Source organism: Kitasatospora sp. NPDC090308, from assembly GCF_044769485.1.
Taxonomy (GTDB): domain Bacteria; phylum Actinomycetota; class Actinomycetes; order Streptomycetales; family Streptomycetaceae; genus Kitasatospora; species Kitasatospora fiedleri.
In genome coordinates this window covers 35,661-59,625 of the sequence record NZ_JBIVXY010000028.1, presented here as the reverse complement: position 1 = coordinate 59,625, position 23,965 = coordinate 35,661, and the positions used below count along the sequence as shown (strand labels likewise).

At 73.4% G+C, this 23,965-nt stretch carries 21 protein-coding genes; 10 read left to right on the top strand and 11 right to left on the bottom strand.

Going from position 1 to position 23,965, the window contains the following annotated elements; translation table 11 throughout:
- The first annotated feature begins 228 nt into the window (after positions 1 to 228).
- Positions 229 to 1,374 carry an adenosine deaminase gene (locus ACIQVD_RS33590; protein ID WP_400687094.1) on the top strand — a complete coding sequence of 382 codons (1,146 nt, stop codon included), beginning with the start codon at positions 229 to 231 and terminating at the stop codon, positions 1,372 to 1,374.
- 203 nt (positions 1,375 to 1,577) lie between these two features.
- Positions 1,578 to 2,054 (top strand): hypothetical protein, encoded by a 477-nt coding sequence (locus ACIQVD_RS33585; RefSeq protein WP_400687092.1) that lies wholly within the window; start codon positions 1,578 to 1,580, stop codon positions 2,052 to 2,054.
- 94 nt (positions 2,055 to 2,148) lie between these two features.
- On the opposite strand, the gene ACIQVD_RS33580 is transcribed toward ACIQVD_RS33585, so the two are convergent.
- Positions 2,149 to 2,331, bottom strand: a complete 183-nt coding sequence (locus ACIQVD_RS33580; RefSeq protein WP_111556310.1) for a PspC domain-containing protein — start codon at positions 2,329 to 2,331, stop codon at positions 2,149 to 2,151.
- Between the two features lie 311 nt (positions 2,332 to 2,642).
- On the opposite strand from ACIQVD_RS33580, the gene ACIQVD_RS33575 reads away from it, so the two are divergent.
- A complete protein-coding gene (locus ACIQVD_RS33575) occupies positions 2,643 to 3,458 on the top strand; it encodes a hypothetical protein (protein ID WP_402292650.1) in 816 nt (271 codons plus the stop codon).
- Positions 3,459 to 3,471: 13 nt separating this feature from the next.
- Here ACIQVD_RS33575 and ACIQVD_RS33570 read toward each other — a convergent pair whose 3' ends face one another.
- From ACIQVD_RS33570 to ACIQVD_RS33555, 4 genes are all read right to left on the bottom strand, one after another.
- On the bottom strand, positions 3,472 to 4,185 hold the full coding sequence (locus tag ACIQVD_RS33570; protein WP_402292649.1) for a VanZ family protein: 714 nt from the start codon (positions 4,183 to 4,185) through the stop codon (positions 3,472 to 3,474).
- A gap of 145 nt (positions 4,186 to 4,330) precedes the next feature.
- On the bottom strand, positions 4,331 to 4,645 hold the full coding sequence (locus ACIQVD_RS33565) for a hypothetical protein (protein WP_402292648.1): 315 nt from the start codon (positions 4,643 to 4,645) through the stop codon (positions 4,331 to 4,333).
- The gene (locus tag ACIQVD_RS33560) at positions 4,642 to 6,153 is read right to left on the bottom strand and encodes an ATP-binding protein (RefSeq protein WP_400687084.1); all 1,512 of its coding nucleotides are present in this window, start codon (positions 6,151 to 6,153) and stop codon (positions 4,642 to 4,644) included. Before ACIQVD_RS33560 ends, ACIQVD_RS33565 begins: the two co-directional genes overlap by 4 nt.
- A 28-nt stretch (positions 6,154 to 6,181) precedes the next feature.
- Positions 6,182 to 6,859, bottom strand: coding sequence for a response regulator transcription factor (locus tag ACIQVD_RS33555; RefSeq protein ID WP_199528270.1), 678 nt, complete (start codon positions 6,857 to 6,859; stop codon positions 6,182 to 6,184).
- 282 nt (positions 6,860 to 7,141) lie between these two features.
- On the opposite strand from ACIQVD_RS33555, the gene ACIQVD_RS33550 reads away from it, so the two are divergent.
- Positions 7,142 to 7,948 carry a SigE family RNA polymerase sigma factor gene (locus ACIQVD_RS33550; RefSeq protein WP_400687574.1) on the top strand — a complete coding sequence of 269 codons (807 nt, stop codon included), beginning with the start codon at positions 7,142 to 7,144 and terminating at the stop codon, positions 7,946 to 7,948.
- A 248-nt stretch (positions 7,949 to 8,196) separates the two neighbouring features.
- On the opposite strand, the gene ACIQVD_RS33545 is transcribed toward ACIQVD_RS33550, so the two are convergent.
- From ACIQVD_RS33545 to deoC, 4 genes are all read right to left on the bottom strand, one after another.
- The gene (locus tag ACIQVD_RS33545; protein ID WP_400687081.1) at positions 8,197 to 8,832 is read right to left on the bottom strand and encodes an ATP-binding protein; all 636 of its coding nucleotides are present in this window, start codon (positions 8,830 to 8,832) and stop codon (positions 8,197 to 8,199) included.
- A gap of 193 nt (positions 8,833 to 9,025) precedes the next feature.
- Complete coding sequence (locus ACIQVD_RS33540) at positions 9,026 to 9,928, bottom strand: aldehyde dehydrogenase family protein (RefSeq protein ID WP_400687079.1); 903 nt, start codon at positions 9,926 to 9,928, stop codon at positions 9,026 to 9,028.
- Entirely contained in the window at positions 9,921 to 11,474 is a 1,554-nt protein-coding gene (locus ACIQVD_RS33535; RefSeq protein WP_402292647.1) for an aldehyde dehydrogenase family protein, read from the bottom strand. The genes ACIQVD_RS33540 and ACIQVD_RS33535 overlap by 8 nt, the downstream gene beginning before the upstream one ends.
- Before the next feature lie 5 nt (positions 11,475 to 11,479).
- On the bottom strand, positions 11,480 to 12,466 hold the full coding sequence (gene deoC, locus ACIQVD_RS33530) for a deoxyribose-phosphate aldolase (protein ID WP_402292646.1): 987 nt from the start codon (positions 12,464 to 12,466) through the stop codon (positions 11,480 to 11,482).
- Between the two features lie 133 nt (positions 12,467 to 12,599).
- On the opposite strand from deoC, the gene ACIQVD_RS33525 reads away from it, so the two are divergent.
- Positions 12,600 to 13,190: a TetR family transcriptional regulator gene (locus ACIQVD_RS33525; RefSeq protein ID WP_111556317.1), complete on the top strand. Its 591-nt coding sequence runs from the start codon at positions 12,600 to 12,602 to the stop codon at positions 13,188 to 13,190.
- 6 nt (positions 13,191 to 13,196) lie between these two features.
- On the opposite strand, the gene metG is transcribed toward ACIQVD_RS33525, so the two are convergent.
- Complete coding sequence (metG, locus tag ACIQVD_RS33520; protein ID WP_402292645.1) at positions 13,197 to 14,906, bottom strand: methionine--tRNA ligase; 1,710 nt, start codon at positions 14,904 to 14,906, stop codon at positions 13,197 to 13,199.
- 332 nt (positions 14,907 to 15,238) lie between these two features.
- Here metG and ACIQVD_RS33515 point away from each other — a divergent pair, with 332 nt between their 5' ends.
- The 3 genes from ACIQVD_RS33515 (at position 15,239) to ACIQVD_RS33505 (ending at position 17,547) form a co-directional block, all read left to right on the top strand.
- Positions 15,239 to 15,988 carry an ABC transporter ATP-binding protein gene (locus ACIQVD_RS33515; protein WP_402292644.1) on the top strand — a complete coding sequence of 250 codons (750 nt, stop codon included), beginning with the start codon at positions 15,239 to 15,241 and terminating at the stop codon, positions 15,986 to 15,988.
- On the top strand, positions 15,985 to 16,728 hold the full coding sequence (locus tag ACIQVD_RS33510; protein ID WP_100837953.1) for an ABC transporter permease: 744 nt from the start codon (positions 15,985 to 15,987) through the stop codon (positions 16,726 to 16,728). Before ACIQVD_RS33515 ends, ACIQVD_RS33510 begins: the two co-directional genes overlap by 4 nt.
- A 153-nt stretch (positions 16,729 to 16,881) precedes the next feature.
- Positions 16,882 to 17,547, top strand: coding sequence for a PH domain-containing protein (locus ACIQVD_RS33505; protein ID WP_282205895.1), 666 nt, complete (start codon positions 16,882 to 16,884; stop codon positions 17,545 to 17,547).
- 33 nt (positions 17,548 to 17,580) lie between these two features.
- Here the strand turns inward: ACIQVD_RS33505 and ACIQVD_RS33500 are convergent, their stop codons facing one another.
- Positions 17,581 to 18,567 (bottom strand): zinc-binding alcohol dehydrogenase family protein, encoded by a 987-nt coding sequence (locus ACIQVD_RS33500; protein ID WP_400687070.1) that lies wholly within the window; start codon positions 18,565 to 18,567, stop codon positions 17,581 to 17,583.
- 108 nt (positions 18,568 to 18,675) lie between these two features.
- On the opposite strand from ACIQVD_RS33500, the gene ACIQVD_RS33495 reads away from it, so the two are divergent.
- Both ACIQVD_RS33495 and ACIQVD_RS33490 read left to right on the top strand, forming a co-directional pair.
- Positions 18,676 to 19,008, top strand: coding sequence for an ArsR/SmtB family transcription factor (locus tag ACIQVD_RS33495; RefSeq protein WP_402292643.1), 333 nt, complete (start codon positions 18,676 to 18,678; stop codon positions 19,006 to 19,008).
- Between the two features lie 342 nt (positions 19,009 to 19,350).
- Positions 19,351 to 23,655, top strand: a complete 4,305-nt coding sequence (locus ACIQVD_RS33490; RefSeq protein WP_402292641.1) for an RICIN domain-containing protein — start codon at positions 19,351 to 19,353, stop codon at positions 23,653 to 23,655.
- Positions 23,656 to 23,965: the final 310 nt, after the last annotated feature.

Below are 23,965 nucleotides of genomic sequence, written 5' to 3'. Positions count from 1 at the left end.
TGCAGATGTCGCAATCCACACCGAGCCAGAAGGCCCTCACTCATTTCAAGATCACCAAGCCGTGAACCCCGTCACCAACCTCCGTGGTCAGAACAACTAGGGCGCGCCGGGCGGCGCGACGGGGGGGAGTTCGCCTGACGCGGCCCCCACGCCCCGCCGGGCCCCCGGACGTGCGCCCCGCGGGCTTCGCGGTAGGCAATCTACGCGCGTAGGAGGTATGCTCCTGCGATGGAGAAGCAGATCACCGCGTTCGCGGGCACGGCCCCGCGCGTTCCCACGTCCGAGCAGATCGTCCGGGCGCCGAAGGTGCTGCTGCACGACCACCTGGACGGTGGACTGCGGCCGGAGACGATCGTCGAACTGGCCGCCGACTGCGGCTACCGGGGGCTGCCGACCACCGACCCGAAGGAGCTCGGGACGTGGTTCCGGGAGGCCGCCGACTCGGGGTCGCTGGAGCGGTACCTGGAGACCTTCGCGCACACCTGCGCGGTGATGCAGACCCGGGCGGCGCTGGTCCGGGTGGCGGCGGACTGCGCGGAGGACCTGGCCGCGGACGGCGTGGTGTACGCCGAGGTGCGGTACGCGCCGGAGCAGCACCTGGAGGCCGGGCTGAGCCTGGACGAGGTGGTGGAGGCCGTCAACGAGGGCTTCCGGACCGGCGAGGCGAACGCCCGGGCCCGCGGGCACCGGATCCGGGTCGGGACGCTGCTGACCGCGATGCGGCACGCCGCCCGCTCGCAGGAGATCGCCGAGCTGGCCAACCGCTACCGGGACCACGGCGTGGTCGGGTTCGACATCGCGGGCGCCGAGGCGGGCCACCCGCCGACCCGGCACCAGGCGGCGTTCGACTACCTCAAGGGCGAGAACAACCACTTCACCATCCACGCGGGCGAGGCGTTCGGCCTGCCGTCGATCTGGGAGGCGCTGCAGTGCTGCGGCGCGGACCGGCTCGGCCACGGCGTGCGGATCGTGGACGACCTCACGGTCGGCGAGGACGGCCGGGTGCAGCTGGGCCGGCTGGCCGCGTACGTCCGCGACAAGCGGATCCCGCTGGAGATGTGCCCGACCTCGAACCTGCAGACCGGCGCGGCGGCCTCGTACGCGGAGCACCCGATCGGGCTGCTGACCCGGCTGAAGTTCCGGGTCACCGTCAACACCGACAACCGGCTGATGAGCGGCACCTCGATGAGCCGCGAGTTCGCGCACCTGGTGGACGCGTTCGGGTACACCCTGGCGGACCTGGAGTGGTTCACCGTCAACGCGATGAAGTCGGCGTTCCTGCCGTTCGACGAGCGGCTGGCGATGATCAACGACGTGATCAAGCCCGGTTACGCGGGGCTGAAGGCGGAGTGGCTGTTCGGCCCGCGCGGCTGACCCGCGGCCGATCCGCAGCCGATGCGCGGTGCCGCGCTCCGGAGGGATGGTCCGACTTATCACTCTCCGGAGTGGACGGGCTTTGGCTGCGGGGCGGCCTTCTCACTACGGTGGGCCGGTCACTGCTGACTCGGTGTGACGGCGACGTCCCCAACCCCGGGCGTCCGCCGCGCACCGGCCCGACCAGGACTGAGGACGCACACATGAAGCAGGCCACTCTCAAGGCCGCCGGCGCCGCCGCGCTCGGCGTCGCCTTCGCCGCCGCCGCCGCGGGCTCCGCCGCCGCCGCGCCGGTCGCCCCCGGCGGCCTCGGACTGCCGACCAGCGCGCTCACCAACCCCGGCGTGACCGGCGCGGCCACCGGCGCGGTGAGCAAGCTCCCCGGCGGCGACCAGCTCGGCACGGTGACCGGCACCCTCAACCCGGCCGCCGGCGCCCCGGCCGCCGCCCCCGTCGAGGAGCAGGCCCCGCCGGTCGCCGAGCAGACCGGCCCGGGCGGCGTCGACCAGGAGCAGGGCGCCCCGACGGCGGCCAACCGGGTCGGCGGCCTGGACTCCGTCCCCGGCGGCCAGGGCCTGGCCAAGACCCCGGTCGGCGGCGTGGTCGGCACCCTGACCAGCCTGTCCCCGACCGGCGGCGGCGCCCCCGGCCTGCCCGGCCTGCCGGGCCTGGGCGGCTGACACCCGCCGCACGCACGAACGGAGGGGCCGCCCCGCTGGGGGCGGTCCCTCCGTTCGCGCGTGCCGGGCGCGGGCTCCCCGCGCCGCGGGCGGCTCACGGCTCCTGGGGGAGCAGCAGCCACAGCGCCAGGTAGACCAGGAACTGCGGGCCGGGCAGCAGGCAGGACACCAGGAAGATGATCCGGACCGTCCACGGGGTCAGCCCGAAGCGCTGGGCCAGCCCGGCGCAGACGCCGGCGATGACGCGGTGGTGACGGGGACGGGCGAGGCTGCTCATCGTCTCCTCCGAGGAGTGGGCCCGACCGGTCCGTCCGGCCGGGGCGATGACTCCATCCTGCCGCCGTGACCTGCGCTTTCGCGTCCACCGGGAAGCCGATCCGGACCCTGGTGCGGCCCCCGTCCGGGAGGAGGCCGGTCTCGGGGTCGGCTCCGGGTCCTCCCTGAGTTTGTCCGCCGGATTTTTTCCGGGGAAATGATCAGTAAAGGAGGGGTAAAGGCGGTGGAGGTGGTGTCGGAAGCGTCCCGGGCCGCTGGAAGACTCGCGCCTCCGATCGTCGTAGGAAACCAGGAAACAGGAAAAAAGCTCTGATGCGTGCGAACCGGCTGCTGGCCGTCACCGTCCTCTCCGCCCTCGGTGTCACCGGCCTGACGGCCTGCGGTTCCGACGGGACCAAGAAGGGCGACGCCGCGCCCACCGCCGCCACCACTGCGGCCGCCTCCGCCGCAGCCTCGAAGTCGGCGGCGGGCGGCGGGCTGGAGGCGCTGTCGGTGGAGCAGATCCTGGACCGGATGCGGGCCGCGAACGCGAAGCTCAAGAGCGTCAAGGCCGACTTCCAGGTGCAGGACTCGGACGGCGACATCAGCGGTGACGTCGCCTCCGACTCCGAGGGGAACTGCGCCGGCACCATCGCCATCAAGGACAAGGGCAAGGCGGAGATCCTGCGCACCGGCGGGAAGGTGTGGCTCAAGCCGGACGCCGACTTCATCAAGGTGGTCGTCCCCGGTGCCAACACCTCGGTCGCCAACCTGATCGCCGGCAAGTGGCTGACCTCCAGCAAGACCGGCGACCTGGCCGACGGCTTCGGCGAGTTCTGCGACATGTCCCTGCAACTGCTCAAGAAGGCCGGCCTGAACGACGACGGCACGCCGGAGAACGACGGCACCAAGGGCGGCACCAAGCAGGTCGGCGGCGTCGAGGCGGTCGTCCTCCGGGTGAAGAGCAAGGAGAGCGGCGACCCGCTGGAGGTCGCCATCGCCAACGAGGGCGAGGCCCACCTGCTGTCCATGGTCAGCGGCGAGACCGGCAGCATGCAGTTCAGCGACTTCGACGCGCCGGTGCGGGCGGCCGTCCCGGCGGCCGACCAGATCGTCGACCTGGACGCGCTCAAGACCGCGGCGGGCTGACCCGGCCGACGGCTCAGCCCCGCGGCGCGGCCGGGGAGCGGAGCACCGGCAGCCCGGGGGCCGGGGCGGGGCGCGGACGCGTCCGGTCCCGGCCCGCCGCGCGTTCGGTCGTCGGAACCGTCGGAACCGTCGGAACCGTCGGAACCGTCGGAACCGTCGGAACCGCCGGAGCGGTCGCCGCCGGGTGCGGGGCGTCCCCGTCCGCCGGGGCCTCGATCCACGTCCCGGCGGAGCGGCGGCGGTCCAGGGCGCGCAGCGGCGGCATCAGCAGCAGGTGGGCCAGCGCCGCGCCCGCGGTCCCGAGCAGCACGTCGTCCACGTCCAGGACGCGGCCGGGCGCCCAGCCCCCCAGGATCTCCAGGGCGGTGCCGAGCAGCGCGGCGGCGCCCGCGGTGCGCAGGAAGGACAGCAGCCGGGAGCGCAGCGGCGAGCCCACCGCCAGCGGCAGCAGCACCCCGACCGGGGCCAGCGGCAGCACCCCGGAGCCGATCCGGCGGGCGGCGGCGGGCGCGCCGAGGGAGAGCGCCTGGTGCACCGAGGCGAACGGGCTGAGGTTGGGCGGGCTGGTCCAGTCGCCCGGGACCGGCCGCAGGCAGAGCCAGCCGAGCAGCAGCAGGTGCAGGCCCAGCAGCAGCCGGGCCGCCGTCCGCGACCGGTACGGCGCCGCCGGTCCGGTACCGGCCCGGCCGCTCGTCGGTCGGCGGGTCGGGCGGTCGTCGGCGGTCACGCGGTCGCTCGGTGCGGTGGTGGGCACACTACCGGGGACGCAGCTTCCGTCCGGCCCGGTTCCCCGCGGCCCGGCCGTCCCCCGTCCGGCCGCGCCCCCGCGCGTCGCTCCCGCCGCCCCCGCCGGGCCCCCGGCGCCGCCGCGGTCAGGGGCAGTGGCTCGGCGACGGGGCGACGAACGCGCTGCTGGGGGTGGCCGTGGCGGCAGGGGCCGGGGAGGCGCTCCGGGTGGGCCCGGAGGCGGCGGGCTTGGCGGTGCCGGGCCCGGAGGCGGCGGGCGCGGGGGACGGGACGGCGCTGTCCGGGGCGAGGGGGACGGTGACCTCGTTCGGGCAGGCGGTGCGGCTGGCCGGGGCGCCGGCGTCGACCGGGACGGCGGTGGGGCGGATGCCGCAGCCGGTCAGCAGGGCGGTGGCGAGCAGGGCGCCGAGCGCCAGGAGCGGGAGTCGGCGGGCGGTCATCGCAGGTCCTCCGGCCCGGGGGCGGGCGGCTGGGTGAGCGGCAGGGTGAGGGTGAAGACCGCGCCGGGGCCGTCCGGGTTGTTGGCGGCGGTGATGTCGCCGCCGTGGATCCGGGCGTTGGCCTCGGCGATGGACAGGCCCAGGCCGCTGCCCTCGGAGCGGGCCCGGCCCTTGTCGGCCTTGTAGAAGCGGTCGAAGACGTGCGGCAGCACGTCCTCCGGGATGCCGGGGCCGCCGTCGGAGACCGACACCACCACGGTGTGCGCCTCGTCGTCCTGGCGGACCCTCACCTTCACCGGGGAGCCGCCGTGCTTGAGCGCGTTGCCGATCAGGTTGGCGAACACCACGTCCAGGCGGCGCGGGTCGACCACGGCCAGGATGCCGCGCGGCGCGTCCAGTTCGACCGCGTCGTACCAGGCCCGGCCGTCGATGCAGGACATGATCAGGTCGGCCATGTCGACCTCGTCGGCGACCAGCTTGGCGGTGCCCGCGTCGAACCGGGTCACCTCCATCAGGTTCTCCACCAGGCCGGAGAGCCGGCGGGTCTCGGAGACCACGATCCGCACGGCCGGCTCGATCATCGGGTCGAGGACGTCGGCCTCGTCCTCCAGGATGTCGGTGACGGCGGTCATCGCGGTCAGCGGGGTGCGCAGCTCGTGCGACATGTCGGCGACGAACCGGCGGGACTGCGCCTCGCGCGCGCTCAGCTCCGCGACCTGCTCCGACAGCGATTCCGCGGTGCGGTTGAACGTCCGTGCCAGGTCGGCGAGTTCGTCGTTGCCCTCGACGTCGAGCCGGGTGTCCAGCTCGCCCTCGCCGAGCCGCCGGGCGGCGTCCCCGAGCCGGCGCACCGGCCGCAGCACGGTCGCCGAGGCGGCCTGGGCGAGCAGCGCCGAGCCGACCAGGGCCAGCAGGGTGGCGATCGCCAGCGAGACGCCCAGGGTGTTCAGGTCGGCCCGCTCGTTCTGCAGCGACTTGAACATGTAGGCGGTCGGCCCGCCCGGCACCACCTTCGTCCCGCCGACCACGTACGGCCCGGCCAGGTTCACCCGCTGCCAGTACAGGTGGTACGGGTACGGGTTGCCGGGGCCGGTCTCGCGCGGCTTGTTCACCGCGGTGAGCAGCGCGGCCGGCACCTGGCGGACGCCGAACGCGATCGGGTCGGAGGACGCGGTGCAGTCCGGCACCGAGTCGTCCACCACCACCACGTCGTACGCCAGCCCGGAGCTGGCCACCTGCACCGCCAGCGCCCGCAGGTCCGCGCAGGACGGGTGCAGCGGCAGCTGGGAGACGTTCCGGGTCAGCGAACCGCGGAAGTCGTTCAGCGCGGTGTCCTGGGCGCGCTTGAGCACCGCGTCGCGGTTCAGCCAGTAGGCGATGCCGGACGCGGAGACGGCGGTGACCAGCGCGACCGCGGCGAACACCGCGATCAGCCGGACCCGCAGCGAACTGAGCCGCCGCCAGGACGCCGAACGGGCCCGGCGCGGCGCGGTCTGATGGTCGGTCAAGAAGGGCTCACCAGTCGGAGGGGAAGTGTCACGCGGGCGGGTCGAGACGGTAGCCGACGCCGCGGACGGTCCGGATCAGGGTCGGCGCGGACGGCACGTCCTCGACCTTCGCCCGCAGCCGCTGCACGCAGGCGTCCACCAGCCGGGAGTCGCCCAGGTAGTCGTGCTCCCACACCAGCCGCAGCAGCTGCTGGCGGGAGAGCGCCTGCCCGGGGCGGCGGCTCAGCTCCAGCAGCAGCCGCAGCTCGGTCGGGGTCAGCTGGAGGTCCTGGCCGTCCTTGGTGACGGTCATCGCGGAACGGTCGATCACCAGGCCGCCGTACGCCGCCGAGTCCGAGTTCTCCCGCTCGCCGCGGCGCAGCACCGCGCGGATCCGGGCGTCCAGCACCCGGGGCTGCACCGGCTTCACCACGTAGTCGTCGGCGCCGGACTCCAGGCCGACCACCACGTCGATGTCGTCAGAGCGCGCGGTCAGCAGGATGATCGGCAGCTGGTCGGTGCGGCGGATGCGCCGGCACACCTCGAAGCCGTCGATGCCGGGCAGCATCACGTCGAGCACGATCAGGTCCGGGCGCTGCTCCTTGAACAGGCGCAGGCCGTCCTCGCCGGACGCGGCGGCGGCCACCCGGTGACCCTGGCGGGTGAGGGCGAGTTCGAGGCCGGTGCGAATGGCGTCGTCGTCCTCGATCAGAAGCAGGAAAGACACGGGGGTCATTGTGTCCCACCCCGCCTCCGGAAGCACCCACCCGGGTGACCCCCGGCGCACCGGGAACCGGACCGCGCGGCTCCGGCGTCCGGATCGGCGGGGCACCCGACCGTCACGGACCGCCCTCCTTGTGACAGCCCTGTGACAGTCGGCGGACACCGCCATGACGCGCGGACGGCAGGATTTTCCTCGTCGCCGCAGAACGGCGCCGGGCCGACGCCCGGAGCCGCGGCGGCGCAGATCCGCTCGTACCGACCATGGGGGTGCCCGATGACCGCAACGCTGACGACCCGAAACGCCGGGCCGCGTTCCGCCGTCCTCGGCGCCAACCGGCCTCGGCACGAGGAGGAGAACGCCGGCACCGTGCTCGTCCGGGGGTGCGCGCACAACGCCGGGACCCGTCGCCCGGTCGTGGGGACCAGGAGCGGGGACACCGTCCACCACCGGACCGGGAACCCGGTGGCGGGCCGGACGCTGCGGCTCGCGCCGCAGACCTTCCGGGGTGAGCAGGCCGACCAGGGGGGCGCGCAGGGGGAGCACCCGGCCGCCGCGGCGGACGAGGCGCGCGACATCGCCGAGTTCACCGCGTACGTCCGCGAGCGCCGCGCCTCCCTGTACGCCACCGCCTACCACCTCACCGGCGACCGCCACGAGGCCGAGGACCTGCTGCAGAGCGCGCTCTTCTCCACCTACCGCGCCTGGGGCCGGATCACCGACAAGGCCGCCGTCGGCGGGTACCTCCGCCGCACCATGACCAACCTGCACATCTCCGCCTGGCGCCGCCGCAAGATCAACGAGTACCCGACCGAGGAGCTCCCCGAGCACGCCGGCGACACCGACGCGATGGGCGGCACCGAGCTGCGCGCCGTGCTCTGGCAGGCGCTCGCCAAGCTGCCCGAGAACCAGCGCACCATGCTCGTGCTGCGCTACTACGAGGGCCGCACCGACCCGGAGATCGCCGACATCCTCGGCATCAGCGTCGGCACCGTGAAGAGCTCCATCTGGCGCGCGCTGCGCCGGATGCGCGAGGACGAGCAGCTCAACCGCTCCGGCGACACCGTGCACGCCTTCGGCGAGCTGGTCGCCTGAGCCGCGCCGGTAGCTGAGCCGCGCACGGCGCACAGGACTCCCGTCGGGGGACGGGCAGCGGGGGGGAAAGAGGGGGAACAGGGGGGAAGGGCACGGGACGCGGCGGCCGACTCGGGGGAGACGGCCGCGGGGGGAGGTCCCGGACCCGGACGGAACGGGCGGGGCCCCGGTGCGGGGGAAACGGCACCGGGGCCCCGCCCGCTCCCGTCGTCCTCGCCGCTCCCATCCGTCCCCGTCGTCCTCGCCGCTCAGACCAGTTCGGCGGGCAGCTGCCGGGCCACCGCGGCGATCCGCCGGCCCGCCTCCACGCCCGAGCAGGCGTACGAGCCCAGCTCCACCTGCCGGGCCACGATGCCGCGCTCGGCCCGCATCAGCCGCAGGCCGCGGCGGACCAGGTACGGCACCGACTTGCGGCCCTCCCGGACGTCCCGCCGGAACCGCCGCCAGGCCGTTGTGGCCGGCTTGTTGCGCAGGCACAGCGCGTCGCCCAGCAGGCCCTCGGCCGCGCACCGGCGCACCAGCTCGGCGGCGAAGATCCCCTCCGCCACGAAGCCCGCCGCGCCGTCCAGCTCCAGCAGGCGGCTGCCCGCCCGGCCGTTGTCCGGGATCGAGTACACCGGCACCTCGGCCCGGCCCTCGAAGACCAGCGCCCGGATCGCCGCCAGCGCCTGCTCCTCGTGCCAGGACAGCGGGGAGTCCCAGTCCGTCCCGCCGCCGTCCGGCAGCTGCGGCAGCGTCGGGTCGTCGCCGTCCTTGTAGAAGTCGTCCAGTTGCAGGACCGGGAGCCCGCTGCGCTCGGCCAGCGAGGACTTCCCCGACCCCGAGGGGCCCGACAGCAGGATGACGCGGGATATCGGGCGGCGGTTCAGCGGGGTGTCACTCACGGGAAACCAGTCTGAGGCATCGGAGGGGCAGCTCGGAACCCGCCGGTCGGCCCCGTCACGCAGCGTGCGGGCATGGGGACGGGCCCGCACCAGGGGGGGAGAAGTGCGGGCCCGTCACGGCCGCCCGGGCCCCGGGGGGGGGTAGGGCACTGAGGACGGCCGGTCTGTGTGGAGTTGGCCGGTCGGCCGGGGGCTAGATGCCCATCGGGTGCCAGACCGTCTTCGTCTCCAGGAAGGAGAGCAGCCGCCCGGTGCCGGGCTCGGCCGTCCAGTCCTCGGCGGACGGGTCGGCGGCCGGTCGGACCACTCGCTTCAATGTATCCGCCGCCGACTCCTCCAGCGCCGCCGCCGCGCCGGGCCCGTCCGGGGCGATCGCCCCGGCCAGGTCGAGCGCGTTGACGTCCTGGTGGGAGGCCAGCGTCGGGGCGAGGTCCGCGGTGCGGCCGGAGAGCAGGTTGACCACGCCGCCCGGCACGTCCGAGGTGGCCAGCACCTCGCCCAGCGACAGCGCCGGCAGCGGGGCCCGCTCGGCCGCCGCGACCACCACGGTGTTGCCGGTGGCGATCGCCGGGGCGATCACCGAGACCAGGCCCAGCAGCGAGAAGCCGGTGCCGGCCTGCGGCGCCAGGACGCCGACCACGCCGGTCGGCTCCGGGGTGGACAGGTTGAAGAACGGCCCGGCCACCGGGTTGGCGCCGCCCGCGATCTGCGCGACCTTGTCGGTCCAGCCCGCGTACCAGACCCAGCGGTCGACCGCCGCGCCCACCAGCGCCGCCGCCCGCCCGGCGCTCACGCCCTCGGCCGCCGCCACCTCGGCGGCGAACTGCTCCCGGCGGCCCTCCAGCATCTCGGCCACCCGGTACAGCACCTGCCCGCGGTTGTACGCCGTGGTGCCCGACCAGCCCTTCACCGCCGCGCGGGCCGCCAGCACGGCGTCCCGGGCGTCCTTGCGGGTGCCCAGCGGCGCGTTCGCCAGCCAGGTGCCCTCCGTGTCCGTCACCTCGTACACCCGCCCGCTCTCCGAGCGCGGGAACTTCCCGCCGACGTACAGCTTGTAGGTCTTGAAGATGTCCAGTCGGACAGTCTGCTCAGACATCGAGGTACGCCTCCAGACCGTGGCGGCCGCCCTCGCGGCCGTAACCGGACTCCTTGTACCCGCCGAACGGCGAGGTCGGGTCGAACTTGTTGAAGGTGTTCGCCCACACCACGCCCGCCCGGAGCCGGTTCGCCATCCACAGGATGCGCGAGCCCTTCTCCGTCCAGATGCCGGCGGACAGGCCGTACGGGGTGTTGTTGGCCTTCTCCACCGCCTCCGCGGGGGTGCGGAAGGTCAGCACCGACAGCACCGGGCCGAAGACCTCCTCGCGGGCGATCCGGTGGGCCTGCGAGACGCCGGTGAACAGGGTCGGGCGGAACCAGTAGCCCGCGCCCGGGAGTTCGCACTCCGGGGCCCAGCGCTCGGCGCCCTCCTGCTCGCCCGCCGCGGCCAGCTCGGTGATCCGGGCCAGCTGCTCGGCCGAGTTGATCGCGCCGACGTCGGTGTTCTTGTCCAGCGGGTCGCCGACCCGCAGGGTGCCCATCCGGCGCTTGAGCGCGTCCAGCAGCTCGTCCTGCACCGACTCCTGCACCAGCAGGCGGCTGCCCGCGCAGCACACGTGGCCCTGATTGAAGAAGATGCCGTCGACGATGCCCTCGACCGCCTGGTCCAGCGGCGCGTCGTCGAACACGATGTTGGCGGCCTTGCCGCCGAGCTCCAGCGAGAGCTTCTTGCGGGTGCCCGCGACCTGCTTGGCGATCGCCCGGCCCACCGGGGTGGAACCGGTGAAGGCGACCTTGTCGACGCCCTCGTGCGCGGTCAGCGCGGCGCCGGTGCGGCCGTCGCCGGTGACGATGTTCACCACGCCCTTCGGCAGGCCCGCCTGGCGGCAGATCTCGGCGAAGCGCAGCGCGGTCAGCGGGGTGGTCTCGGCCGGCTTCAGCACCACCGTGTTGCCGGTGGCCAGCGCCGGGGCGACCTTCCAGGCCAGCATCAGCAGCGGGAAGTTCCACGGGATGACCTGCGCGGCCACGCCCAGCGGGCGCGGGTTGCGGCCCCAGCCCGCGTGGTCGAGCTTGTCGGCCCAGCCCGCGTAGTAGAAGAAGTGCGCGGCGACCAGCGGCAGGTCGACGTCGCGGGTCTCGCGGATCGGCTTGCCGTTGTCGATCGTCTCCAGCACCGCCAGTTCGCGGCTGCGCTCCTGGATGATCCGGGCGATCCGGAACAGGTACTTGGCGCGCTCGCTGCCCGGCAGCGCCGACCAGTCGGCGAACGCCTTGCGGGCGGCCGCGACCGCGCGGTCCACGTCCTCCGGGGTGCCCTGGGCGAACTCGGCCAGCACCTGCTCGGTCGCCGGGTTGACGGTCTTCAGCGCCTCCGAGCCGGAGGAGTCGACGAACTCGCCGCCGATGAAGTGGCCGTAGCCGGTGGCGATCTCACCCGCGGCGGCCGGGGACTCGGGGGCCGGGGCGTACGCGAACAGGCCGGAGCGGCGGGCGGGCGGCCGCTCGGTCCCGGTCGCGGCTGCGGTCGCCGGGTTCGCGGTCGCCGGGTTCGCGGTTCCGGGCGTGGCCCCGGGCTTCTCGGTCTTCTTGGTCTTCGACATCGTCCTCAGTCCACCGTCACGTAGTCGGGACCGGAGTACCGGCCGGTGCTCAGCTTCTGGCGCTGCATCAGCAGGTCGTTCAGCAGGCTGGAGGCGCCGAACCGGAACCAGTGCGGGCTCAGCCAGTCGTCGCCGAGCGTCTCGTTCACCATCACCAGGTACTTCATCGCGTCCTTGGTGGTGCGGATGCCGCCGGCCGGCTTCACGCCGATCTGCACGCCGGTCGCCGCGCGGAAGTCCCGCACCGCCTCCAGCATCAGCAGCGTCACCGGCGGGGTCGCGTTCACCGCGACCTTGCCGGTGGAGGTCTTGATGAAGTCCGCGCCGGCGATCATCGCCAGCCAGGACGCCCGGCGGACGTTGTCGTACGTCTGCAGCTCGCCGGTCTCGAAGATCACCTTGAGGTGGGCCGCGCTGCCGTCCGGGCGCGCGCAGGCCGCCTTGACCGCGCGGATCGTCTCGAAGACCTCCAGGTAGCGGCCGGAGAGGAAGGCGCCCCGGTCGATCACCATGTCGATCTCGTCCGCGCCGGCGGCGACCGCCTCCGCGGTGTCCGCCAGCTTCACCGGCAGGCCGGCCCGGCCGGACGGGAAGGCGGTGGCCACCGAGGCGACCTGGACGCCGCTGCCGCGCAGCGCCTCCTTCGCGGTGGCCACCATGTCCGGGTACACGCAGATCGCCGCGACCCGCGGGGCGGAGCGGTCGGACGGGTCCGGGCTGAGGCCCTTCGCGCACAGCGAGCGGACCTTGCCGACGGTGTCCGCGCCCTCCAGGGTGGTCAGGTCGATCATCGAGATGGCGAGGTCGATGGCGAGCGCCTTGGCGGTGGTCTTGATCGACCGCGTGCCGAGGCTCGCCGCCCGCGACTCCAGGCCGACCTGATCGACCCCGGGCAGGCCGTGCAGGAAACGGCGCAGGGTGGCCTCGGACGCCGCGACGTCCGCGAGACCGCCGCCCGCGGCGCCGGGGGCGTTGGCTGCAAGAGTGGACATAGTCACCAGAGCAGCATATCTACGCGCGTAGGCAGGCGGTAGGGCGGGTCGGTTTCGAGTCCTGACCGAAATCTGCCCGCTCCCGGCGCGGGCGGCGTCCCCGGCCCCGCGCCGTCCCGGGGACAATGGCGGGATGGACGGCGGCACGAAGGCGCGGGGGCGGCGGCCCGGGGGCGAGGACACCCGGGGGGCGGTGCTGGCGGCGGCCCGGACGGAGTTCGCGGCGCGCGGCTACCAGAAGGCCAGCATGCGGGCGATCGCCCGGGCCGCGGGGGTGGACCCGGCGCTGCTGCACCACTACTTCGGCAGCAAGGACCGGCTGTTCGCGGCGGCGCTGGAGTTCCCGTTCGACCCGCGCACGGTGGTGGAGCAGGTGTTCGCGGGCGACCCGGCGACGGTCGGCGAGCGGGTGGCGGGCTTCGTGCTGGCGCTCTGGGAGCAGCCGGCCGTGCGGGAGCGGCTGCTGGCGCTGGTGCGGACGGCCGCCGCCAGCGAGGAGGTCGCGGCGCTGATGCGCGGCTTCATGGTGACCGAGCTGGTCGCCCGGGTCGCGGACCGGCTCGACGTGCCGGAGCCGGAGCTGCGGGTCGAACTGGTGATGGCGCAGGTCGTCGGCCTGGCGGTGGCCCGGTACGTGATCGCGGTCGAGCCGCTCGCCTCGGCACCCCCGGAGGTGCTGGCCCCGCTGCTGGGCCGCACCGTCCAGGGGTACCTGACGGGCTGAGGGAGGCTACGCCTGGCCGCCGCCGAAGCGCTCGGTCCAGGCGGCCAGGTCCTCGTCGGTGATCTTGGCGAACAGCACCGGCGGGACGGTGAAGCCCGTCCCGGCCGGGACGAGCGACAGCGCGCGGGCCTCGTCCGCGGACACCCAGGTGCGGGTGTCGCCGTCCAGCGCGAAGGACTCCCGGACCGCCTTGGCCGCGGCCGGGATGAACGGCTCGGAGACCACCGCGTACAGGTGGATCAGGTTGATCGCGGTGCGCAGGGTGCGGGCGGCCGCCTCCGGGTCGGTCTTGATCTCCGTCCAGGGCGCGGTGACGTCCAGGTACGCGTTGCCCGCCGACCAGAGCGCGCGCAGCGCCTGCGCGGCCTTGCGGAAGTTCAGCGCGTCGAGCTGGGCCTCGTACTCGGCCAGCAGCTCGGCGATCTGCCCGCCCAGCTGCTCCTCCGCCGCGCCGTTCGCCGCGCCGGCCGGGACCTCGTCGCCGAAGCGCTTGCGGCTGAAGGAGAGCACCCGGTTGACGAAGTTGCCCAGGGTGTCGGCGAGGTCCTTGTTGACGGTGGCCGCGAACAGGTCCCAGGTGAAGCTGGAGTCGTCGGACTCCGGGGCGTTCGCCATCAGGTAGTAGCGCCAGTAGTCGGCCGGCAGCAGTTCGAGCGCGACGTCGGTGAAGATGCCGAGCTTCTGGCTGGTGGAGAACTTCCCGCCGTAGTACGTCAGCCAGTTGAACGCCTTGACGTAGTCGACCTTCTTCCACGGCTTGCGCGAGCCGAGGATGGTGGCCGGGAACATCACGGTGTGGAACGGGACGTTGTCCTTGGCCATGAACTCGGTGTACCGGACGGTGTCGTCCGCCTCGTACCACCAGGAGCGCCAGTCGCCGCCGGTGGCGTCCGCCCACTCCTTGGTGGCGCCGATGTACTCGATCGGGGCGTCGAACCAGACGTAGAACACCTTGCCCTCGGCGGCCAGTTCGGGCCACACGTCGGCCGGGACGGGGACGCCCCACTCCAGGTCGCGGGTGATCGCGCGGTCCTGGAGGCCCTCGGTCAGCCACTTGCGGGCGATCGAGGAGGCCAGCACCGGCCAGTTGTCGCCGTTGGCGGCGATCCAGGACTCCACCTCGTCGGTCAGCTTCGACTGGAGCAGGAACAGGTGCTTGGTCTCGCGCACCTCCAGCTCGGAGCTGCCGCTGATCGCCGAGCGCGGCTCCAGCAGGTCGGTCGGGTCCAGCACGCGGGTGCAGTTCTCGCACTGGTCGCCGCGGGCCTTGTCGTAGCCGCAGTGCGGGCAGGTGCCGACGATGTAGCGGTCCGGCAGGAAGCGGCCGTCGGCCACCGAGTACACCTGGCGGATCGCCCGCTCCTCGATGAAGCCGTTGGCGTGCAGCTCGCGGGCGATCTCCTGGGTGATCTCGCGGTTCTGCGGCGAGGAGGAGCGGCCGAAGTAGTCGAAGGACAGCTGGAAGCCGTCGTAGATCGCCTTCTGCTGGTCGTGCGCCCGGGCGCAGAACTCGGCCACCGGCAGCCCGGCCTCCTGGGCGGCCAGCTCGGCGGGGGTGCCGTGCTCGTCGGTCGCGCAGATGTACAGCACCTCGTGGCCGCGCTGGCGCAGGTACCGGGAGTAGACGTCCGCCGGGAGCATCGACCCGACCATGTTGCCCAGGTGCTTGATCCCGTTGATGTAGGGAAGCGCGCTGGTGATCAACTGCCGAGTCATCCTGGGGGACTCCCATGCTCTCCGGCGGGCGCGCCGGGAGCGCGGCCGCGGACGGGTTCAGAGGGGCCGGTGCGGGGCGTTTCGGCTGCCGTCCGGCCGACGCAATCGTACCGAACCGGGGTGTCCCGGCCGTACCGCTTATCGGCGGGCTGTCAAGGGGGGGAGCGCGCGGTCCGTTCCGGGCGCCGTCGCGGCGGGCGGGGGCGGGGAGCGGCCGTTCCCCGGGTGCCGGGCGGGGGCCGGTGGGCGGGGCCTCCGCGGGGCCTCCGCGAGGGCTTGACGGGGCTTGACGGGGGCTTGACGGGGATGGTGCGCGACAGGAAACTCATCACATGATGAATTCTCCGGCGGGGCCAGTCGACGGCCCCGCGATCAGGGTCGAGGGGCTGGTGGTGCGCCGCGGCGCGGCCACCGTGCTGCCGGGACTGGACCTGGAGGTCGCCCGCGGCAGCGTCACCGGGCTGCTCGGGCCCAGCGGCTGCGGGAAGACCACCCTGCTGCGCAGCGTCGTCGGCGTGCAGCGCACCGCGGCCGGGACGGTCACGGTGCTCGGCCGCCCGGCCGGGTCCGCCGCGCTGCGGGACCGGGTCGGGTACGTCACCCAGGCCCCGTCCGTGTACGGCGACCTGACGGTCGGGGAGAACCTCGACTACTTCGCCGCCGTCCTCGGCGCCCCGCCCGGCGACCCGGCCCGGGTGATCGCCCGGGTCGGCCTGGACGCCCACCGCCGCACCCCCGCCGCCCGGCTCTCCGGCGGCCAGCGCGCCCGGGTCTCGCTCGCCGCCGCGCTGCTCGGCCGCCCCGAACTGCTGGTCCTGGACGAGCCCACCGTCGGCCTCGACCCCGTCCTGCGGCAGGAGCTGTGGGAGCTGTTCCGGGGCCTCGTCGCGGACGGCGCCACCCTGCTGGTCTCCAGCCACGTCATGGACGAGGCCACCCGCTGCGACCGCCTGCTGCTGATGCGCGAGGGCCGCCTGCTCGCCCACGACACCCCCGCCGCGCTGCTCGCCGCCACCGGCACGGCCGACGTCGAGAACGCCTTCCTCACCCTCGTCCGGACCGGACCGGAGGACCCCCGGTGAACCCCGCCGCCCGCCGCACCCTCGCCACCGCCGGCCGCGTGCTGGCCCAGCTGCGGCACGACCCGCGCACCGCGGCCATGCTGCTGCTGGTGCCCTGCCTGCTGCTCGTCCTGCTCAGGTACATGTACGACGGGCAGCCCGGCACCTTCGACCGGATCGGCCCCGAGCTGCTCGGCGTCTTCCCGCTGCTGGTGATGTTCCTGGTCACCTCGGTCGCGATGCTCCGCGAACGCACCGGCGGCACCCTGGAGCGCCTGCTCACCATGCCGCTCGGCAAGCCCGACCTGCTGCTCGGCTACGCGCTCGCCTTCGGCGCCGTCGCCCTGGTCCAGGCCGCGCTCGCCTCCGCCCTCACCCTCGGCGTGCTCGGCCTCGACGTCGCCGGGCCGACCTGGATGCTGTTCGCCGTCGCGGTCGCCGACGGGCTGCTCGGCACGGCGCTCGGCCTGCTGGTCTCCGCGTTCGCCGCCACCGAGTTCCAGGCCGTCCAGTTCCTGCCCGCGGTCCTGCTGCCCCAGCTCCTGCTCTGCGGGCTGTTCGTGCCCCGCGCCGGGATGGCGCCCGTGCTGCGCTGGGTCTCCGACGTGCTGCCGCTCTCCTACGCCGTCGACGCGATGGGCCGCACCGCGGCGCACGGCGGCGTGAGCGGGCGCGTCCTGGCCGACCTCGCCGTGGTGGCCGGGAGCGCGCTGCTGGCGCTCGGCCTCGCCGCCGCCACCCTGCGGCGGCGCACCGGCTGACGCGGGCGGCGGCGGGTCCGGCGGGGGCGTCGCGGGGCTTTCGCGGGGTCGTCGTGGGGCTTTCGTGGGACTTTCGCGGGGCGGTCATTCGTGACCGTCCCGTGCCCGGGTCGCCATTGGGGACGGCCGCGGGCCTGGGGCAGAATCGACGGCATGACCGAATCCGACCGGACACCCCACCAGGGTTCCGCCGCCGACGAGCCCGTGTACGCCGACCGCGTGTACCGCTCCGTCCCCAGCGTCATCGCGGGCGTCATGATGCTCGCCGTCGCCGCCTGGCTGATCATCGACGCCGTGGTGTCCGGCACCGGCTCGACCCCGTGGGTCGCCCTCGCCGCCGCGCCCGTCTTCGCCTTCCCGGTGATCGCCTACACCCTGCGGCCGGTGGTGCGCGCCAACGACCGTCGGCTGCTCGTCCGCAACCCGCTGCGCACGATCGTCGCGCCCTGGGCCACGGTCGAGGGGCTCAAGGCCGGCTACTCGGTCGAACTCTTCGCCGCCGGACGCAAGTTCCAGGTCTGGGCGATCCCGGTCTCGATCCGCCAGCGCAAGAAGGCCACCCGCCGGGCCGGCCGCGCCGCCGCCGCGGGCGACCCGCACCTCCCGGCCCGGCCCGCCGGCAAGACCGCCCGCCCGGACCGGCTCGACCCCACCCGCGCCTGGTCCGACGCCGTGGTCACCACCCTCCAGGAGCAGGCCGAGCGCAACGCCCACAAGCCCTCGGCGGCCGGCGAACTGCGGACCACCTGGTGCTGGTGGGTCATCGCCCCGACCCTGGCGGGCCTGGTCGCGCTGGTCACGGTGATCGCGGCGACCTGAGCGCGGAGGCCCGGGCTTCCCGGGGCTCTCCGGTCAGGGATTCAGCGCGACGACGTACTTGCCCTCACCGCGCCCGGCGGCCAGCAGGTCGTGGGCGGCGGGGACGTCGACGAGGTCCGGGAGGACCGTCACCGGGGTGGCGAGCGCCCCGGTGGCCAGCAGGTCGAGGGCGCGGCGGACGGCGCCGGCGACCTTCGCGGGGGCCTGGACGAGCAGCCCGCCGTGGCTGAACCCGGTGAGCGTGGCGTTGGCCCCCAGCAGCCGGGTGAGCGGCGGCAGCGGCGCGGGGCCCGCCCCGCTCGCGTTGCCGAACAGGACGATCCGGCCGCCCGGTGCGAGCAGGTCGAGGTCGAGGTCGAGCGCGGTGGCCCCCAGCGGATCGAGGACGAGGTCGACGCCGCGCCCGCCGTTCGCCGCCCGCACCTCCTCGGCGAGGCCCGCGCCCCGGACGTGCACCGCCTCGTAGCCGTGCCGGCGGGCGCCCGCGGCCTTCTCCGGGCGGCCGACGGTGCCCAGCAGGCGCCCGCCGCCGAGCAGCGGCAGCAGGCGGGCGACGGCGGTGCCGATGCCGCCGCCCGCCGAGTGGACCAGGACGCTCTCGCCGGGGGCGAAGCGTCCGGCGTCGGTGAGCAGCAGCAGCGCGGTGGCCAGGCCGAGAGGCGCGGTGGCGGCGACGTCCAGCGGCACGCCGTCCGGGACGGGGACGGTGAGCTCCGCGTCGGCGACCACGACCTCGGCGAGGCCGCCGCCGCGGGTGGCGGCCACCACGGGGGTGCCGACGGCGGGCCCGGTGACGCCCTCGCCGAGGGCCAGCACGGTGCCGGCCACCTCCCGGCCGGGGTGGTGGGGCCAGGCGGCGGTGTAGCCGGCGTCGCCGCGACGGGCCATCACGTCCACGAAGTTGAGCCCGGCGTAGGCGACCCCGATCGCGACCTGCCCCGGGCCGGGCCGCGGCGCTTCGAGCTCGCGGACGTGGCTGTGCTCGGCGCCGCCGGCTTCGGTCATGACGAGTGCGCGCATGGTGGTCCCCCTGGAGCGGTCGCAGTTACGATGTTCTACGAACGTCGAATTACTACCACTGGTACCACGAAACTTCGACACCTGTCGAACATCGCCGGAGGAGACCCCGTGCCCCGTGCCGCCCGCCGCCGCGAGGCGCCCCACTACCCCGCCACCGACGACATCGACCTGCTGGACGTCCTGCACGCCCTCTCCGACCCGACCCGGATGACCATCGTGGAGACCCTCAGCGACGAACCCGAACGCGCCTGCGGCACCTTCCCGGTCGACGTCGCCCCCTCCACCCTCAGCCACCACTTCAAGGTCCTCCGCGAAGCGGGCGTGATCCGACACCGCGAGGAGGCCAACCGCCGCCTCACCACCCTCCGCGCGGCCGACCTGGAACAGCGCTTCCCGGGCCTCCTGCCCACCGTGGTGGCGGCGTACCGGACGGACCGGTAGCGCGGGCGCGCCCGGGGACGGCATCTCCTGCCTCCTTGTCCCGGGCTCTCCCGAATCCTCCCTGTTTCGCCCACGAACTCGGTGGACTTCCGGATTCTCGGATCGCCGACTTTGCGGGCGTGCGAGTGGAAAGCCCTTGACTCATGGAGTCTTGACGAACAGTCAGGACAATTCCGGGCATCTCGCTAAATGCCTTGACCTTTTCTTCACAGAGGATGCATTGTTCCCGACCGAATGCCTGTCCGTGGGGGGCGGGCTGCTGGGAGGGAGACCACGTACGCCATGTCCGACACGACCTCATGGAGACATCGCAGACGGGGGACCCGCTCCGACGGAGGAAGCGTGCTCGGCCGGGTGGTGGTGGCCGCGGCCACGGCGCTCGTGCTCACCGCGCTCTCCTCCCCGGCTGCCTGGGCCGGGGACCCGGCGCCGGCGCCGACGTCCACAGCCGACAGCACCCAGCCGCCGGCCGAGTCCGCCCAGACCAAGGAGATCCGGGCGGCCCTCCAGCGGGCCGGGACCACCGGGAAGCCGGTCCGGATCGACTCGATGACGGACGAGACCACTGAGGTCTTCGCCGACACCGACGGGCGGACGCTGTACTCGGACGCCAACACCCAGGATGTCCGGACCAAGCGCAACGGCACCTGGCAGACCCTCGACCCGACCCTGCACGGCAACGCGGACGGCACCGTCACCCCGGCCCTGACCGGCTCCGAACTGGTGCTCTCCGGCGGTGGCGACGGCCCGCTCGCGAAGATCGCCACGGCTGACGGCGCCTCGATGTCGATCGGCGCGCCGTTCCCGCTGCCGGCGCCGACCCTGGACGGCGCGACCGCGACCTACTCCTCCGTACTGCCGGACGTGGACCTCCAGGTGACGGCCCGTCCGGACGGCGGCTGGCGCGACGTGATCGTGGTGAAGACCGCGCAGGCCGCCGCCGATCCGCGGCTGAAGAGCCTGCGCTTCCCGCTGACGACCACCGGGCTGACGACGAGTTCGGACCGGGCGGGCAACGTCTCGCTCACCGACGCCCAGGGCCGGGTGCGCTTCCACGCGCCGACCCCGTTCCAGTGGGACTCCAGCACCGCACCCGCTCCGGCCCCGCTGGTGAAGCCGGGCGCGGCCCGGGCGGAGTCGCTGTTCGCGGCCCCCGGCGCCGACGACGCGCAGGCCGTGGCGGACACCTCGACCGCCGAGCGGCCCGGCGCGAGCGCCGTGGTCTCCGCCATGGGAGTCTCCGCCAACGACACCGAACTGGTGCTCACCCCGGACCCGGCCACCTTCGGCCAAGGCACCGGCCCCTGGTACCTCGACCCCGAGACCAGCGTCGACAGGGGCGCCACGATCAACGCCCAGGTCCAGGAGAACCACCCCGACACCGCCAACGTCAACACCCTCAGCGCGCTGGGCGTCGGCTACTGCGGCTACTCGAACTGCACCGGCTACGGCCGCTACCGCGCCTACTACCAGATCCCCAGCCCCGACGGCCTGTTCGAGGGCGGCGGCCACGGCACCGCGACCGTCAACCGGGCCACCCTGTTCGCCGACGTGGTCGACGCCTCGTCCCCGAGCACCAAGTCGACCCTGAACGTCTACAGCGCGCCGGCCTTCCAGGGCACCACCACCTGGAACAACCAGCCCTGCGGCCCCAACGGCAAGATGGCCGGCTGCACCTGGGCCGCCAACGCCGACATCACCGGTACCGGCCAGATCGCCTGGGACGTCACCTGGTGGATGCAGAAGATCGTCAACGAGAAGATCCCCAACTGGACGATCGGCATCTCCGCCGAGAACGAGACCGACAAGCTGCTGCGCCACCACCTGGGCCCCAACCCGCACATCGTCACGTACTACGACATCGCGCCGACGATCTGGTCCCCGCGGACCACACCGACGCCCGGTTTCATCAGTGACCCCACGTTCAAGACCCGGCCCAGCGAATGCCAGACCCCCGGCGGGAATCCCTGGGACAACCCCGGCTGGGTCGGGGCCAACCAGTACATCTACCTGAACGCCTACGCCTGGTCGCCGATCGGTGCCTCCGTCACGGCCAACTTCCACGTCTGGGACGACAACGACAGCAACTGGAGCCTCTGGCCCACCAGCGCGGGAGCCGGCAGCTACGGCACCGCCACGGCCTCCGTCGACCGCCTGACGGACGGCCACCGGTACGGCTGGACTGCGCACGCCACCGACGGCTCGCTCTCCTCGGGGGACACCCCCTGGTGCTACTTCCGCGTCGACAAGACCCCGCCGCAGGTGAGCATCGCCTCCGGCGACTTCCCGGCCAGCGGCACCATCGGCGCCGCCCCGACGAAGAAGGTGAGGGAAACCGGCACCTTCACCCTCACGACGCAGGACCCGGCACCCGCCGCGGGCCTGGCCGCCTCGGGCGTGGCCTGCGCGCGCTGGACCACCGACCCGACCCCCGCCACCGGCTGGTCCTGCGACGCCGCGGGCACACCCGACAAGGACGGCGTGATCAAGGGCGCCTCCGGCACCTTCTCGTTCACCCCGAGCAAGTGGGGCACCAACACCCTGTTCGTGCAGGCGATGGACGTGGCCGGCAACTACAGCCAGCCGATGCCGTACACCTTCTACGTGGCCTGGGACCTGAGCATCGGCACCGGCACCCCCGGCGACCTCGACAACGACGGCCGCGGTGACATCCTGCTTCCCGACGACCTCGGCAACCTGCGGATCGTGGACCTGGACAGCGACGCGACCAGCTTCCAGGCGGCCCCGCTCGGCCTCGCGCCCGGCGGTACCACTTGGAAGAGCGACCCGGCCGCGGGTGTGACCGTCCGGACCACCCACCTCGGCGCCCTGCGCGAGATGACGGTCGACGACGCGATCGTATGGACCAACGCGACTTCGGGCGGAACATCGCTGGCCAGGAACCTCTACCTGTACCAGAACAACGGCGACGGCACCTTCAAGGCGCCCGTGCTGCTGGCCAAACCGACGTTGTGGGTCGACAGCGGCGGTAAAGCGCTCACCACGGCGCCCAGCGGCTGGAGCGGCAACTGGACCGGTCTGACCCAGGTGGCTTCCCTCGGCTCGCTGAACGCCGGCCTCAACGACGACGACACCCTGACCACCGTCAACCAGACCTCGATCCTCACGGTCGAGGGCGGCAGCCTGTGGCTCTACCGCACCGACCCCACCAACAAGATCGACGCGCCCGCGCTCAAGGTCTCCGGAGCCAACTGGGACAACTACGAGCTGATCAACCCGGGCAACGCCTCCGGCACCTCCCAGCCCACACTGTGGACCAGGGACCGGACCGACGGCACCATCCGGGCCTACGACATCGGGCTCAACGCCGGCGGCTACCTGGACTTCGGCAACCTGGCCGACCCGACCAGCAGGGCCCGGGTGGTCGGCGCCCAGAAGTTCACCGTCGCGGCCTACCCGAAGATCGGCTCCAGCGGCGACGCCACCAAGGACGGCCTGCCCGACCTCTGGGCCCTCGACTCCGCCAACCACCTCAAGGTCTGGCCCGGCACCGCGGTCACCGGCTCCCCCACGGTCACCGGCTTCGCCGCCACCCCGGGCGACCAGGGCGACACCCGGCGCGCGCTCGGCCGGATCAAGCTCGACGGCTCCGCCGTCACCGACGTGTACGGCAAGTACCCGATGACGGCCAGCCCCGCGGTCGGCTTCCCGGCCGACACGGTGAACGGCAAGGAGACCCGCGTCGCCCACTTCGCCGGCAAGGGCGACAACGGGATCGACTCGGGCTCGGTGATCGACTACGCGGCGTCCCAGACCAGCAGGCTCACGGTCGACACCTCGAAGTCCTTCACCGTCAGCGTCTGGGCCAAGCCCGGCACCGCGGACGGCACCCGGCAGGGGCCGGTGCTGTCCACCAAGGGCACGCTCTCCAGCGGCTTCACCCTCGAGCCTGGCCAGGACGCCAACTGGCACTTCTCGATGGCCACCGCCGACAGCGTGAACAAGAGCTACGACACCACCTCGTCCAGCGGGACCGCCGCCGCCCGCTACCAGCAGGGCCGCTGGGACCGCCTGACCGCCAGCTACAACGCCGGCACCGGGGTCATGACGCTGTACGTCAACGGCATGCTCGCCGGAAGTGCCGTGCACACCGGAAAGTTCGGCTACGCCGCACCGCTGGTGATCGGCAACTACCAGAACGCGGGCGCGTACGCGGCCTCGTTCAACGGCAGCGTCAGCGACGTCGTGCTGTACGGTTCCGCGACCGATCCGGGCAGCGTCACCAACCGGCTCGCGATCGACCTGCCGGCCGCGATCGGCTCCAACAAGTGCCTGGACGCCAACAACGGCACGGATGTCGACGGCGCCGCGATCCAGATCTGGGACTGCGGTGACAGCGCCGCGCAGAAGGCCACCGCGCAGCCGAACGGCACCGTCAAGATCCTCAGCCGCTGCCTCGACGTCACCGGCGGCGCCACCGGCAACGGCACCAGGATCCAGTTGTGGACCTGCGACGGAAACCCCGCCCAGCAGTGGGTCTTCCGGGCCGACGGGTCCCTCTACAACCCGATGTCCGGCCGCTGCCTGGACCTCCCGAACGGCACCGTCACCAACGGGACGCGGCTGCAGATCTGGGACTGCAACCAGACCTACCCGCAGCGTTGGAGCCTGGGGACGGCCGCCTGACGGACAGTCCGACCGGACCGACCGAGGGCGCTCCCGCGCCCTCGGTCGGTCCCACCGCCTCGGAAATCCCTCCGGGAATTCCCCGGAGTAATTCCGCCGAGGCGGTTTCAAGCGCACTTCGAAAGGCTTGTGCCCGCTATTTCTTGAGCTGCTCCGATTCGGCGGAGGGCTGTATAACGGGATGGTGAATTTGGCCGTTCGGGCCTGGTGTCGACCGGTCTTCGATCCCTAGATTCTCATGTCGACCACTGCACTTGCTCCATGACGCCCCGTTTCGTGACTGGGCGTCATTTGTGCGTGTTCTTCACTG